This window comes from Peteryoungia aggregata LMG 23059 (assembly GCF_030814435.1).
In the GTDB taxonomy this organism is placed as follows: Bacteria; Pseudomonadota; Alphaproteobacteria; order Rhizobiales; family Rhizobiaceae; genus Allorhizobium; species Allorhizobium aggregatum.
In genome coordinates this window covers 180875-195433 of the sequence record NZ_JAUSUW010000006.1, presented here as the reverse complement: position 1 = coordinate 195433, position 14559 = coordinate 180875, and the positions used below count along the sequence as shown (strand labels likewise).

The 14559-nt window shown below is 62.3% G+C and carries 13 protein-coding genes; 9 read left to right on the top strand and 4 right to left on the bottom strand.

From position 1 onward, the window contains the following. Window positions 1-47 precede the first annotated feature (47 nt). Window positions 48-974, bottom strand: coding sequence for an alpha/beta hydrolase (locus tag J2045_RS12185; RefSeq protein ID WP_307373033.1), 927 nt, complete (start codon window positions 972-974; stop codon window positions 48-50). A 47-nt stretch (window positions 975-1021) separates the two neighbouring features. Between J2045_RS12185 and J2045_RS12180 the strand changes: the two genes are divergently transcribed. After that, window positions 1022-1513 carry a MarR family winged helix-turn-helix transcriptional regulator gene (locus tag J2045_RS12180; protein ID WP_307373032.1) on the top strand — a complete coding sequence of 164 codons (492 nt, stop codon included), beginning with the start codon at window positions 1022-1024 and terminating at the stop codon, window positions 1511-1513. Here J2045_RS12180 and J2045_RS12175 read toward each other — a convergent pair. Next, window positions 1494-1856 carry a gamma-butyrobetaine hydroxylase family protein gene (locus tag J2045_RS12175; RefSeq protein ID WP_307373031.1) on the bottom strand — a complete coding sequence of 121 codons (363 nt, stop codon included), beginning with the start codon at window positions 1854-1856 and terminating at the stop codon, window positions 1494-1496. The genes J2045_RS12180 and J2045_RS12175 overlap by 20 nt on opposite strands. A 309-nt stretch (window positions 1857-2165) precedes the next feature. Here J2045_RS12175 and moaA point away from each other — a divergent pair, with 309 nt between their 5' ends. Then, a complete protein-coding gene (moaA, locus tag J2045_RS12170) occupies window positions 2166-3152 on the top strand; it encodes a GTP 3',8-cyclase MoaA (RefSeq protein WP_307373332.1) in 987 nt (328 codons plus the stop codon). Between the two features lie 24 nt (window positions 3153-3176). Here the strand turns inward: moaA and J2045_RS12165 are convergent, their stop codons facing one another. Further along, complete coding sequence (locus J2045_RS12165; protein ID WP_307373030.1) at window positions 3177-5708, bottom strand: methyl-accepting chemotaxis protein; 2532 nt, start codon at window positions 5706-5708, stop codon at window positions 3177-3179. A gap of 230 nt (window positions 5709-5938) precedes the next feature. Between J2045_RS12165 and J2045_RS12160 the strand changes: the two genes are divergently transcribed. The 4 genes from J2045_RS12160 to mobB are packed head-to-tail and all read left to right on the top strand — an operon-like array spanning window position 5939 to window position 9229. Then, entirely contained in the window at window positions 5939-6844 is a 906-nt protein-coding gene (locus J2045_RS12160) for a DMT family transporter (protein WP_307373029.1), read from the top strand. Between the two features lie 30 nt (window positions 6845-6874). Continuing rightward, window positions 6875-8080 (top strand): multidrug effflux MFS transporter, encoded by a 1206-nt coding sequence (locus J2045_RS12155; protein WP_307373028.1) that lies wholly within the window; start codon window positions 6875-6877, stop codon window positions 8078-8080. A gap of 4 nt (window positions 8081-8084) precedes the next feature. Next, on the top strand, window positions 8085-8711 hold the full coding sequence (gene mobA / locus J2045_RS12150) for a molybdenum cofactor guanylyltransferase MobA (protein ID WP_307373027.1): 627 nt from the start codon (window positions 8085-8087) through the stop codon (window positions 8709-8711). Continuing rightward, on the top strand, window positions 8708-9229 hold the full coding sequence (gene mobB, locus J2045_RS12145; RefSeq protein WP_307373026.1) for a molybdopterin-guanine dinucleotide biosynthesis protein B: 522 nt from the start codon (window positions 8708-8710) through the stop codon (window positions 9227-9229). Before mobA ends, mobB begins: the two co-directional genes overlap by 4 nt. A gap of 66 nt (window positions 9230-9295) precedes the next feature. Here mobB and J2045_RS12140 read toward each other — a convergent pair whose 3' ends face one another. After that, window positions 9296-11659: an OmpA family protein gene (locus tag J2045_RS12140; RefSeq protein ID WP_307373025.1), complete on the bottom strand. Its 2364-nt coding sequence runs from the start codon at window positions 11657-11659 to the stop codon at window positions 9296-9298. Window positions 11660-12017: 358 nt separating this feature from the next. Between J2045_RS12140 and J2045_RS12135 the strand changes: the two genes are divergently transcribed. The 3 genes from J2045_RS12135 to J2045_RS12125 all read left to right on the top strand — a co-directional run bounded on the left by J2045_RS12135 (window position 12018) and on the right by J2045_RS12125 (window position 14532). Then, complete coding sequence (locus J2045_RS12135; protein WP_166599646.1) at window positions 12018-12791, top strand: ABC transporter substrate-binding protein; 774 nt, start codon at window positions 12018-12020, stop codon at window positions 12789-12791. Between the two features lie 110 nt (window positions 12792-12901). Beyond that, window positions 12902-13705: an ABC transporter permease gene (locus J2045_RS12130; protein ID WP_166599645.1), complete on the top strand. Its 804-nt coding sequence runs from the start codon at window positions 12902-12904 to the stop codon at window positions 13703-13705. Continuing rightward, window positions 13702-14532: an ABC transporter permease gene (locus tag J2045_RS12125; protein ID WP_307373024.1), complete on the top strand. Its 831-nt coding sequence runs from the start codon at window positions 13702-13704 to the stop codon at window positions 14530-14532. The genes J2045_RS12130 and J2045_RS12125 overlap by 4 nt, the downstream gene beginning before the upstream one ends. Window positions 14533-14559 lie beyond the last annotated feature (27 nt).

The window sequence follows — 14559 nt, the reverse complement described above, 5'->3', positions numbered from 1 at the left end:
TCGCCACATCCTTGATGTAAACGGGTTAGGCAAGGGAGATGACCGTTCTATGACGCGGCCCGCGCTCCGGAAGGGAGGCTGGCCTCTGCGCCCATCAGAAAGGACGCAACCGCTTGGATTACCTCGGGCGCATTCACAATGCGGCGATGCCCGTGCCCGTTGGCCCACAGGTGTCGGACATGCGGCGACACGCCGATATAGCGCTGCGCATGACCGACATTGACCTCCTTGTCGTCCTCGGCATGCACGACAAGCAGCGGCAGGTCGATACGTCGGGCGACACCAACACCGTCAAGATCCTCCACACGGGCCCCGACCAACTCCATCGCTCGCCCCCGCATCGCCGCGACCGCGCTGCGACCGAGGCCGACCATGCCGGCAAAACCGCTGAACACTTCACCCATGCTTGAAGGAGAGCCGATGAGAGCAATGCGCCCAGCCTGGAGTGGCGGCAAGTCCTCGAATACGCGACCGGCCGCCATCATCACCGCAGCACCGCCAAAGGAATGACCGACCACGCCGTCGAAGCGACCAAAATGCCGCTCGGCCGCGACAATCGCCTCTGCCGCAATCTTCAGGTCGAGCCGTCGGCCAGTCGAGGCGCCGTGCCCGGGCAGATCGAGCACCACAACCTCGGCTCCTGCCTGCCTCAGCCCGAATGCGAGTTCCGTCAGGTACTCGGCGCGCGAGCCCCAGCCATGCACCACAAGGATACGGGCACTGTCGCCGCTGAGGCTTTCATTCGGCCACTGATGGGCCGCCGCCATGCCGCGCGCAAGTGCCAGGCGCACCGTTACAGCCTGGCGCAAGCGATTGCGCCCCATGAGGAAGACCTGCTTCGCCTTGGCGCCCTTGGGACGACGGCTCGGCGTCCGACAGAAGAGCTCAAAAGCCAGGCGTCCGGCGAGCACTGGCGAAACCTTCTCCAGCTGCGCGAAAGCCAGACGGGTGACCTTCAGAGGAAAGGATGGCATATTCGGAATCCCATCAAATGTTCAATGCTGAACAATAAAGTACAAGAATGAACAAAAAGCAAGCCTTCCCCTGGGACCATCCTCGATTTCGTAGCTGGATCGCGGTCGCCCGCGCCTGCCAGCTGATGCAGCAGGCGCTGGGACGCGCCCTGGCGCCGCTTGACATCAAGCCGCCGCATCTCGACATCCTGGTCAATCTCTATCGGTTCGAGGGCATCTCGCAGCAGGAACTGGCACGCAAGCTGCTCGTCGGTCGCTCCAACATGAGCATGCTGCTGCCACAAATGGAAAAACGCGGCCTTCTGGAGCGACGCCCCGATCAGCGAGACAAGCGTGTTTTGAGGCTGTTCCTGACGGACGAGGGACGGGGTCTCAGCGAAAAGGCCATGCGCATTCAGACGGAACTGATCGAACGCACCCTCTCCGCAACACCGATCGACGAATGCCAGCGGCTAGCCGAGAACATGGACCTGCTCATTCAGCGCATGCTGTCATCCGCCGACATGCTCGATCTCGAGATCAGCGAGGATCGCGGCTAAGCCGTTTTTCGACGAGTTCGGATTCATAGGCGGCGAACTTTTCATCGCCGCTCTCGCCCAGTTCACGCAGATAGAGCCACGTGAAGATACCGGTGTCGTGGCCGTCGTCAAAGCCGATCCGAACGGCGTAGTTGCCTGTTGGCACCATCTGACGAATGGTCACATGCCGCTTGCCGGGCACCGTAACCTTCTGGCCAGGCCCATGCCCTTGCACCTCGGCAGAAGGCGACAGGACGCGCAGCATTTCGGCCGGGAGGGCTGCGACGACGCCGTCATTGAACGTCACCGTCAACAGACGCTTGTCCTTCGACACCTTCAACTCGCTTGGCCAGATCTCGCTCATGCGACCCTCATTCCCCGCCCATGTGACTGGCCGAAGACCTAGGACCAGGATACTCCGATTGCAAGCCGATTTCCGTTGGTTGGCCTGTGTCGGCTTGACGCTCCCGGGACTTGCCCCCACATTGTTACAGACGCGGCAGGGTCCGGAAGGATATAACTCGGTTTTCCGACCTCAACCTGCACCGCAACACATACATAGGCAGACGACGGGTTGGCCTGACAATGCCAGCCTTCTCTGGGGAGACACCTGTTGGACCATACACCCGCCGACTGGCGCAATGCAGAACCGCTCATTGACCGGGCAGCACCGATGATCGACCCCTTCGGACGTGCTGTGACATATCTGCGCGTCTCCGTGACCGACCGTTGCGATTTCCGCTGCACCTATTGCATGTCGGAGAACATGACCTTCCTGCCGAAGAAGGATCTTCTGACGCTGGAAGAACTCGACCGGCTCTGTTCCGCCTTCATCGCAAAGGGCGTGCGCAAGCTTCGCCTGACGGGAGGCGAACCGCTGGTCCGCAAGAATATCATGCATCTGGTTCGCAGCCTTTCCCGGCACCTGGGGAGCGGTCTGGAGGAGCTGACGCTCACGACCAACGGTTCGCAACTCGCGCGCCATGCGGCCGAGCTTGCCGATTGTGGCGTCCGCCGCATCAACGTCTCGCTGGACACGCTCGATGCGGAAAAGTTCAAGACGATCACCCGCTGGGGAGAGTTCGACAAGGTGCTGGAAGGCATCCGCGCGGCACAGGCTGCCGGGATCCGGATCAAGCTCAACGCCGTGGCCCTGAAGGATTTCAACGAAGACGAGATTGCGGACCTTCTGCGCTTCGCTCATGGCGAGGGCATGGACCTGACCCTGATCGAAACCATGCCGATGGGCGAGACGGGCGAGGATCGCACCGACCAGTATCTGCCGCTCTCCCTCGTTCGCAGCAGGCTCGAAGAACAATTCACGCTTGACGACATTCCCTACAAGACCGGTGGCCCGGCTCGATATGTCGAGGTCAGGGAGACCGGGGGGCGGCTCGGCTTCATCACGCCCCTCACCCACAATTTCTGTGAAAGCTGCAACCGCGTTCGCCTGACCTGCACCGGCACGCTCTATATGTGCCTCGGCCAGGATGATGCCGCCGACCTTCGCACGGCATTGCGCGCGTCCGAGGACGATGCCTATCTGGCCGCAGCAATAGACGAGGCGATCACCCGCAAGCCCAAGGGCCACGATTTCATCATCGACCGTGACCACCGCAAGCCGGCGGTCGCGCGCCATATGAGCGTCACCGGCGGCTGACAGCCGCCGGTGACGCCTCACGCCTCAGGCAGACCGTCGATAGGCCCGCGTTTCTGACCGCAGGTCGGTACGGAAACGCGAGATCTTGTGCATCAGGATGTCGACACGCTGCCGAAGTCCGTGGATCTCGGCATTGTTTTCCTCGACCATGGCAGCGTTCTGCTGCGTGATCAGCTCGACATCGCGCACCGCATGCGTGACTTCGCTGATGCCCGTCGACTGTTCACGCGTCGCCGCCGAAATGGTCTCGACGAGCGCCTGCACCTCTTCGACCTGGTCGATGATCGAATTCAGGGCGACACCCGTGTTCTCCACCAGCTCGACGCCGGAACGCACCTGCCCGCCACTGACAGAGATCAGTGTCTTGATCTCCTTCGCCGCATTGGCACAGCGCTGGGCGAGATCACGCACCTCCTGGGCGACGACCGCAAAGCCGCGTCCCGCTTCGCCCGCACGAGCCGCCTCGACACCGGCGTTGAGCGCCAACAGGTTCGTCTGGAAGGCGATTTCGTCGATGACCCCAATGATCGTCGAGATCTTCTCCGACGACCGACTGATTTCGGCCATTGCCTCGACGGCCTTCCTCACCACGACTCCGGACTGCCGCGCGTGATCCCGTGCCACCTGCACCGATTGCGCGGTGCGGCCAGCCCCGTCGGCCGTGGTCCTGACGACGTCGCTCAGGTGTGAGAGCGCGCGCACACTCTCTTCGAGTGCCGCCGCCTGCTGTTCGGTGCGACGTGCGAGATCGTCGGCGGAAACCGCAAGATTTTCCGTCCCGGCATTGATGTCGGCGCTGGCGGCACGGACCTCCTCGAGGGTTGCACGCAGGGCTTCCACGGCCTGGTTGTAGGTCGAGGCCATCGCGACAAAATCAGCCGGCAGGTCATCACGCATCGAGACATCGAGCTGTCCGTTGGCAAGCGCCTCGAGCACCGACGAGAGCGCTTCGAGCGCTGCCCGCTGATCAGCCTCGACGCGCGCCCTCTCCTGTGCCCGCTGCGTGCTTTCCTGTTCGGAACGGTGTCGCGCAGCTTCGGCCTCTTCTTCCAGCCGCTTGTTTTCCAGCGCAGCATCCCGGAAGACGGTTACCGAGCGAACCATGTCTCCGATCTCGTCGCCGCGATTGCGTCCCTCGATCGGCACAGAAAGATCCCCGCTCGCAAGACGCGACATCACACTGGTGATTCGCTTCAGCGGCGCGCGCAGTGTCTCCACCAGCATCAAGCCGCCAATGATGGCCAACAGCGTGCCAACCACCATGGTGATGACCGAGATCGTCGCAGACCGCTCGCTATCCTCGCGGCCGATTTCCTGGGCCTGGCTGACGAAGTTGCGAAGCGATTCCATTGCCGCGGACACGGAAGCGGTCGCAACAAGGCGTTTGTCCTGCCAGTCCCGACCCGCATCGAGGCGGGCTTGCGAATTCTCCGTGATGACCGCCAGCTGGGGGCCGATCTTCTGAGGGAAGTCGCGCAGCGCGCTATTCTTCGCGCCGAGTTCGGAGATCCGCGCGGCGACGGATCCGAGGGCCTCCACTTCATCGACCACGACCGCACGGCTCGCGTCGTCGAGTGCGCTGAGCATCTGCTCGACGCGCAGTTCCAGCGTGGCAATGTCGAGCGCAGCCGTATCGACCAACGACATCAACTCCCGTTGCTCGGCGACCAGTTTGTCGAGACTGACGAACCGGTCAGCTGCGATATCGCTGTTCTTGGCCGCCTGCAGGGTGATCTTCTGTTCAATTTCGACCAACTCGGACAGGACCCGACCGAGTTCCTGCGCCTTGGCATCGTCCGCACCGCTCTGAGCCAGAACCGCATCGATCTTGCCGATCGCCGCTGCGACCTCGCCAATCAGAACCTTGCCCTTGTCCGAGGCGATCGCCTCGGCCTTCGTCAGATCCTTCTGCATCGGGCCGAGATAGAGCTTGGCTTCCGCGAGCTGTTCCTCGGGTGTGAAGGCCATCTGCACGCCGACGCGCAGCTTGCCGAGCCGGTCCAGCAGCGTCTTGAAGGCGGACGCATCGAACAGAAGTTCCTTGGCGAAACGCTCCTTGGCCGCAAGATCGGTCCGAACAAAGTCCACCTGCTTGACGATCTGCTGGCTCTCGGACTGCAGCGCCGTGACGGCACCGGCGAGACCCGCATCGAGTGCCTCGCGTTTCGTCTTGGTCTCCCACAGCGTGGCTGCCTGCTCCCGCATCAGGACCGGCAACCCGGTGAGCGCGCCCAGATCGGCGGTTTGTGCCTGCTTCTGGAGCACGCCTCCAAGAACGGCGAGCCCCTTCTCCTGGTTGTCGATCGCGGCGAGAAGAGCCTCCCTGCTCTTCTCGGTCGGATCCAGGCTGAACTCCTGCAGACCTTGCTGCAGCGTCTCCAGATCGCTGATGTTGCCGATGGTGGCGCGCGTCACGGTCATATGTCCGTTGAGCGTTGTGGCAGTCCAATAGCCCAGGAGACCGACGCCGGCCATGAGCAGAACGAGAGGAACGACGAAAAGCAATACTTTGGTGACGATCCTGCGGCTTTGCAGGAGACGATCAATAAAACTCATAAGACCCTCGGGGAGGTCGACACCCTGCGAGATCATCGCGCAGGATCGAAGGGGCGGAACCGCCTCATGCGATGCCGTTCGCGAGCTTGTTCCCGGGAGTTTGAACAAAGGTTAACCGACAACACCCGTTTTTGGCACTGCAGCATGCTTTGCCGGGGCCAACCGACGAATTCAGGTTTCTCGCGCCTTCCGCCTGGTTTAGAACCTGCGAACACGCACGGGAATCGAGCATGGCATTATCCGAGAACACCCGAGGCGCCCTGCTGATGGCGATCTCGATGGCTGGCTTCACCTTCAACGACGCCCTGACAAAATCGGTGACCGCGGAATTGACGGTCGCGCAGATCATGTTCGTGCGCGGAGCCTTCACCGCCATGCTGGTCTATGCGGTCGCCCGACACATGGGAGCGCTGGATCACATCCGCAACATCCTGCAGCCGCTGATTCTCATCCGCATCGCCTTCGAGACGGTCGCGGCTGTGGCATTCCTCGCCGCACTCGGCCAGGTCCCTCTCGCCAACGCATCGGCGATCCTCCAATCGCTGCCGCTTGCGGTGACCTTGGGCGCAGCACTGTTCTACAAGGAACCGGTCGGCTGGCGGCGCTGGACGGCGATCGGGCTAGGCTTCATCGGCGTTATCGTCATCATCCAGCCGGGCCCTGAAGGCTTTACGCTGGCATCGCTTTATATCGTCCTTTGCGTGGTCACCGCAGCCGGACGTGACCTCGTCACCCGCAGGATCGATCCAGGCATATCCTCGCTGACCGTCACATTGTTCACCGCCGCCTCCATCTCCTTCGCCGGCTTGCTCTTGGTTCCTGCATTCGGCGGCTGGCAGCCGATATCCGGCAGCGCCCTTGGCCGTCTGGCCTTTGCATCCGTCTTCCTGTTCGCCGGCTATCAGGCCATCATCATGGCGATGCGCACCGGCGAGATCTCCTTCATCGCCCCCTTCCGCTACACCAGCCTTCTCTGGGCAGTTCTGCTGGGCATGGTCTTCTTTGACGAGGTGCCGGATGTCTGGATGATCGTCGGGGCAGCCATTGTCATCGGCTCCGGCCTGTACACATTCTACCGCGAGAGCAAGCGAAAGGCGGCCCTCGCCCGCCGTGCCGATCCGGCGTCTCCCGGCTGATCCAGATCTTTTGAGCAAGGACATTTGAGCGTGCCGCAGCACTCCCGCTTCCTCGACCGGACAACGGCCCCGCATATCGTCAGTCTCGTGGCGATCGCAGGCCTGTCGGCGCTGACGATGAACATCTTCCTGCCCTCTCTGCCGGCGATGGCCTCCGATCTAGGTGTCTCCTATGATCGCGTGCAGGTTCTGGTCTCCGGCTACATCGCCATGACCGCTCTGGTTCAGCTTGTGATCGGCCCCCTCTCGGACCGTTACGGTCGGCGGCCTGTGATGATCGGCGCACTGCTAATCCTGCTTGCCGCCTCACTGGTGTGCATGATCGCGACCTCCATTGAGATCCTGACCGTCGCACGCATGTTGCAGACGGCGGTGGTGGCGGGCCTCGTTCTGTCTCGCGCGATCATCCGCGACATGGTCCCGATGGAGGAAGCCGCCTCGATGATCGGCTACGTGACCATGGGCATGACGCTGGTTCCGATGGTGGGGCCGACGATCGGGGGGCTGTTGAGCGACAGTTTCGGCTGGCGAGCCAACTTCGCAGCGATCTTTGCAGCTGCCCTGCTCGTGCTGTTCCTCATCTATCGGGACCTGGGCGAGACCAACCGCCAGAAGAGCGGCAGCTTCTCGCAGCAGTTTCGGGCCTGGCCAAGCCTGCTCGCATCCCCCCGTTTCTGGGGCTACACCATGGCCAGCACCTTCACATCCGGTGCCTTCTTTGCGTTTCTCGGCGGAGCCCCCTTCGTCGGCGGCACACTGATGGGCCTGACACCAAGTATGCTCGGCCTGCAGTTCATGTTCATTGCGGCAGGCTATATCGTGGGAAATTACCTCTCCGGCAGGTTCGCAAGACGTGCCGGCATCGACATGATGATGCTGATCGGCGGTATCGTCGCCCTGGTCGGCGCCGCAGTTCCGATCTTGCTGTTCGCGCAGGGCATCACCTCCTCGCTCGCCTTCTTTGCGCCGCAGGTGGTCGTCGGCTTCGGCAACGGCCTCTCCTTGCCGAGCACCAATGCCGGCATCGTCAGCGTCCGCCCGGAACTGGCCGGATCAGCCTCCGGCCTCGGGGGTGCGATCAGCATGGGCGGCGGCGCCTTTGTCTCCTGGCTCGCCTCGCGCATTCTCAGTGAAGAGACCGGCGCCATGCCGCTGCTGCTCGTCATGCTGGGCTGCTGCATCCTGGCGCTCGTCGCCATTGGCCTGCTGCGGCTGGCGCCAGAGGAGGAACGGTGACGCCATGGCGCAATCGACGCGTCCTCCCGCCCTGATCCTCGCCGGCGGCCTGTCACGACGCATGGGGATCGACAAGGCCCAGATACGGATCGGCGACACACCGCTGGCGCTGTGGGTCGCACGGCGCCTGGACGCACAGGTGTGCGGCGTCAGCCTCAATGCACCGACCGAACATCCCCTGGCGGCGCATATTCGGGTCATTCCGGATTCGCGACCGGACAGGCCGGGGCCGCTGGCCGGCGTTCTCGCTGGTTTGCGGGCTTTCTCCAAGGCAGGTGATGGACCGACCCATCTGCTGACCACGCCCTGTGACACGCCGTTCCTGCCAACTGATCTGGTCGAGCGCCTCACGCAGGAAGCCGTCGCAGGCACGATTGTCATGGCGGCATCCGCCGGACGGGCTCATCCGATCACAGCGCTCTGGCCCCTCTCCCTTGGCGATGATCTGGAGCGGTGGCTCGAACACCCCGACCATCGTCGCGTCTTCGATTTCATCGCCCGACATCCATCCGAGACCGTCGACTTCCCGATGTCCGAAGAGCCAACTGGTCCCGTGGACCCGTTCTTCAACGTCAATACACCAGAGGATCTGGCGTTCGCCCGATCGATTGTCGAGCGAGGTGCGCCATGACAACAAGCCCGCGGATTTTCGGCATCGCCGGCTGGAAGAATTCCGGCAAGACCGGCCTCGCCGTCCGTCTGGTCGAGGAGTTTACCCGGCGCGGCTACCGGATTTCGACGATCAAGCATGCCCATCACGACTTCGACATCGACAAGGTGGGTGCCGACAGCTATCGCCACCGCGAGGCCGGTGCCCATGAGGTCGTGATTGTGTCCGGCACGCGCTACGCGATCATGCACGAACTGCGAGGCGCCGCCGAACCGAGTTTTGACGAAATCCTGTCCCGCATCGGTCCCTGCGATCTCGTGCTGATCGAAGGCTACAAGCGCGAGCCGGTGCCGAAGATCGAGGCACGGCGGCTGGCTTCGGCGCAGCGCGAGCCGCTGGCACCGACGGACCCGCATATCCGGGCCATTGCCGCCGACCATCCCGTGGAAGACAGCGAGCTCCCCGTTTTCGACCTCGACGACACCGTCGCCATCGCCGACTTCATCGCAGTGGTCACGGCACTTCCGCCGCCGGCCTGACCGTCCATCCTCAATGCAGAAGGCCGCCGGATTGCTCCGGCGGCCTTCCTGTACATGAGATCGATGTTAGTCGTTGCTCGACGCGTTGGCCGGTCGAACCAGCGTGGTCACGCGACGGATCGCGACACGACGGTTCTGCTGCTCGGCGGCTTCGGTGCGGATCTTCAGGAAGCGCTCTCCATAGCCCTGCACCGACATGTTTTCCGGCGGGATACCGTAAACTTCGGTCAGCAGGTTCGCGACCGTTGCCGCACGCTTGTCCGACAGGATCAGGTTCGAACGGTCAGAACCAACGGCATCGGTGTGGCCTTCGATCAGGAAGACTTCGCCAGGGTCCTTTTCGAGCAACTGTTCCATCGCCTGGGCCACCTTACGCAGGGTACGGGCCTGCTCCAGCGGCACCTCGGCCGAACCCGACGGGAAGGTGATCGTATCAAGGTCGATACGACGAACCTTGTCGCGGATACGGGCGGACGACTTGACCTCGTCGATCGAGTACACGCGCTCGACACGCTCGACCGGCGGGCGGGCGAGGAAGTCGTAGTAGTCTCGGTCAGGCGAACGGGTCGTGCTGACGATATAGTCGTCGACCGGAATGGTCAGACGCATCGGCGGCAGCGAAAGACCGACGTCGATATACATGGTCGGACGCTGACCATCCGCCTCCGGCGAATACATCAGAACATATTCACGACCGCGCGGCGAGATGCGCGAGCGGATGATGATGTCGCCATAGCGGTTGTAGACGGTCACCAGCTTACTGCCATCAGCACGCTCGATCGTTTCGCGCACGCGACCGCGGGAGAGCTGCTCGTAATAGGTCTCTTCCGCATCATAGCGCAGCCGCTCGCGATCGTCGCCGCGCACGATAATCTGGTTTCCGATATTGATGACGGTCCGATTGTCGATCTGCTCGATAACACGGACCTCCGTGACCTGATTGACCACAGTGTTCTGGATGATCGTGGTGTTGTTCGTGACATTGTTGGTGACGTTGTTCGTCACATTGCTGTTCGTTACATTGGTAACGGTCGTCGGCACGTCGAAGGTCGGCGCTGCATCGAGCGTCGTGCCGGTTTCCGCGATCGTCGCCTGGATCGTCTCCGGATCGACGACAACAGAATCGGCCTGAGCCTCGGCATCCGTTTCCGGCGGCGGAGCGACGTCTTCCTGAGCCCTCAGTTCATCGCGCTGCTCACGCACATCGGCACCACCTGTGTTGTCGGCGTCCTTGTCGCTGTCGAGCACGGCCGCGCCGTTATCGACCGGCAGAACCACGGTCTCGGACGTCTGCGACGGATCCTCGGCGATGGCTTCCTTCTCTTCGACTGTACGCGTGTCGGTGATCTCTTCGACGGGCTGGTCGGCGGGCGGTTCGACAGCAGGCACGAGAACCTGCTCACCCTCGGGCTGACTATCTGCCGGCACCTCTTCGGTTGCCTGATCCTGGGTCTGCTGTTGGTCGGCTTGGTCGGCCGGTGCTTCGCCGTCTGTCGCCGGCTGCTCGCCAGTGGCATCCTGACCGGGACGCAGTTCACCGTCTGCTGCCGGAGCCTGATCTTCCGTCTGCTCGGGAGCAACGTCATCGGTGGGCTGCTGGTCTTCCTGAGGCTGTTCTTCGGTTTGCTGCTGCTCTTCGGCAGGCTGCTCCTCCGGGGTTGCCGGTGCAGCACAGTCAGCTTCGGAAGCAGCCTCAGAACCGTCTGCGCAGGTAACGGACTGCGGGGCCGGCTCCTCAACAGGCTGTTCGGCCTGCTGGGCTTCCTCAGCCTGCTGCTGTGCCTGTGCATCCGCTTCGGCCTGGCGTTGGGCTTCTGCCTCGGCCTCGGCCTGACGCTGGGCCTCTTCTTCCGCAGCCCGCTGGGCTTCTGCTTCCGCCTCGGCCTGACGCTGGGCCTGCGCATCGGCCTCAGCCTGACGCTGGGCTTCTGCTTCCGCTTCGGCCTGACGCTGGGATTCGGCTTCGGCTTCCGCCTGACGCTGTGCCTCTTCTTCCGCAGCCCGCTGGGCTTCGGCTTCCGCTTCAGCTTGGCGCTGGGCCTCTTCTTCCGCAGCACGCTGTGCTTCGGCTTCCGCTTCGGCCTGCTGCTGAGCCTGCGCCTCGGCCTCCGCCTGGCGCTGAGCTTCTTCTTCCGCAGCGCGCTGTGCCTCTTCCTCGGCAGCACGCTGGGCTTCTTCCTCGGCGGCGCGGCGCTGCTCTTCTTCGGCAGCAGCCTGCGCATCGCGGGCAGCACAGGTCTCGGCATCCGGTGCTTCCGACCCGTCACCACAGACAATCGCCTGGGCGAGCTGGATCAGCGCCTCCTCGGCCTGCCGTGTATGGGTCTGGCTATCCCCCATGCCGATAATCGAAGCGGCGACAGGCTTCGCCACCATCGCCACCGACAGCACGGGGATCGCAACCGTGGCCAGCAATCTACTTTTCAACATGCTTCGTGTTTCCTTCCCTACACACCGCTTCCGACAGGATCGTTCGGACGATGCCATTCAATAAAGTGCCGATGACACACACCGCACATTTGCCGCCAAGCTAGGTTCTGCATGATTAACCCTGCCTGAACGAGTTCGGACGTGTTTTACTCCATTAGCCATGTCCGTGGACGTTCCGGAAGATCTCCACCCCTTCAGAAATCATCAACCAGAGCATTTTTCGGTGACATTGCCGTTTCCTGTTGATTTCATCCCTCAAACAAGACGAATATTGGGCCCAAGTGTGGCCGACCATGCCACACGATCACGGACAGCTGCGGCAAAACAACAAGCGGCGTCCGCCAACAGAGAGGATCCTATGCGTATTCCGACACGTTTTCTGGCCGCAGCTTCGATCGCTGCCCTGTCGCTCTTTGCCGGCTCGGCCATGGCTCAAGAGAAGCTGATCATCGGCACCGAAGGCGCTTACCCGCCCTTCAACAACCTGGAAGCCGATGGCTCTCTCGTCGGCTTCGACATCGACATCGCCAAGGCGCTTTGCGAAGAAATGAAGGTGACCTGCGAATTCGTGACCCAGGACTGGGACGGCATCATCCCGGCGCTGCAGGCCAAGAAGTTCGACGCCATCATCGCCTCCATGTCGATCACGCCGGAGCGCCTTGAGAAGGTCGACTTCTCGAAGAAGTACTACAACACTCCGCCGGCCGTTGCCGTGCCGAAGGATTCGCCGATTACCGATCTCGCCGGCCTGAAGGGCAAGACGATCGGCGCGCAGTCTTCGACCACCCACGCCAACTATGCCGAAAAGCACATGGCGGATTCCGAGCTGAAGCTCTATCCGACGGCTGACGAGTACAAGCTCGATCTCGAAGGCGGCCGCGTTGACGCCGTCGTCGATGACATCGTCGTCCTGTCGGAATGGCTGAAGTCGGATGCTGGCACCTGCTGCAAGATCCTGACCCCGCTCGCAGTGGATGTCGAGATCAACGGCGAAGGCGCAGGCATTGCCGTGCGCAAGGGCGAAACCGCGCTCGCAGACAAGTTCTCTGCCGCGATCGAGGCCATCCGCGCCAACGGCAAGTATGCCGAAATCAACAAGAAGTATTTCGATTTCGACGTTTACGGCCAGTAAACCAGGAATCATATGAGAAAACGAGTGGCGGAAGTCGGACACTTCCGCCATTTTGCATTTGGACGGCATGACGATCAAAAAGGCGGAAAAAACCGCCAAGGGGGAATGGCATGGGCGGATTGTCTTCCGCACTCGGCTCGATCTGGGCCTGGATCAGTTATACCTTCGATCCGTTCTGTGGCCCGGTGGGGGTCTTCCGTCTTCTGGCTGCCGACACGCTTGTCGCTTGCGGGGACACAGGTTGGGGCGACGACATCGCATTTGGTGTCAAGGTCACCATATCACTGGCGCTGTTGACACTGCCGCTCGGCTTGACGCTTGGCTTCGTTATCGCCCTCGCCATGCAGTCGCAGGAGAAAAGCCTCCGGATCGCGGCAGGGATCTACACGACGATCTTCCGCGGCCTCCCCGAACTGCTGACACTGTTCATTGTCTACTATGGCTTCCAGATCGCCCTGCAGTCTCTCCTGACTTGGCTGGGAAGCGAGCAGAGAATCGAGATCAACGCCTTTGTTGCCGGCATGCTGGCGCTCTCCGTTGTCTTTTCATCCTACGCCTCTGAAGTCCTGCTATCCGCCTTTCGAGCCATTCCCAAGGGCCAGTACGAGGCTGGCAGCGCGGTTGGCCTCTCCAAGAGCAAGACGATGTCGCTGGTCATCGTGCCACAACTGATACGGATAGCCCTGCCCGGCCTCAGCAATCTTTGGCTGGTGCTTCTCAAGGACACCGCGCTCGTCTCTGTGATCGGCCTCACGGACATCCTCCGACAGACCGGCGTTGCCGCACGCGTCACCAAGGAAGCCTTCCTGTTCTATGGTCTGGCCTGTCTCATCTACCTTGTCCTCGCCAGCATCTCCTCTGTCGGGCTGAACGCGATCTCGCGCTGGGCCAACCGCTCGGAGGCCGGCCGATGAGCCATACACTGGAAATCATCCCCGCCCGTCCGGCCCCCTCGACCCTCAGGACCCGGATTACAGGCACGCGGATCCTGGGTTATGCACTGGTCTGCCTGTGGCTTGGGCTCGGCGTGGCACTGCTCTGGTCTGTCGTGTCCAACTGGGACATGGACAAGGTCAGCCGATACGGCCCCCGCTACCTCAACGGCCTTGCGACCACCCTCGCCCTGACCGCAATCTCCATCACCCTTGGTGCCGTTCTCTCCGTTCCGGTTACCTTCGCGCGCATGGCGAAGAACCCGATCCTGAGCGCAATCTCCTACACCTATGTCTACGTCTTCCGCAGCACGCCGATGCTGTTGCAGATATTCCTGATCTACTATGGCCTCGGCTCCTTCAGGTCGCAGATCGAAGCGGTGGGCCTGTGGTGGTTCTTCCGCGAGGCCTGGTATTGCGCACTCTTTGCGATGACGCTGAACACGGCGGCCTACCAGGCGGAAATCCTGCGCGGGGCGATCGAGAGCGTGCCACGGGGCCAGACCGAGGGCGCCAAATCGCTGGGCCTGCCGACCTCGATCACCTTCTGGAAGATCATACTTCCGCAGGCGCTGATCGTCGCCTTGCGTCCCTATGGCAACGAGATCATCTTCATGATCAAGGGCTCGGCCGTCGTCGCGGTTGTCACGGTGCTCGACCTGATGGGCCAGACCCGCTACGCCTTCTCGCGCACCTTCGACTACCAGACCTATCTGTGGGCGGCGATCTTCTACCTCGCCATCGTCGAAACCCTGCGCCACACCTGGGCCGCGATCGAGGCACGCCTCACCCGTCACCTCAAGCGGTAACCCTCAAGGCTCGGCCGCGTCGCATGC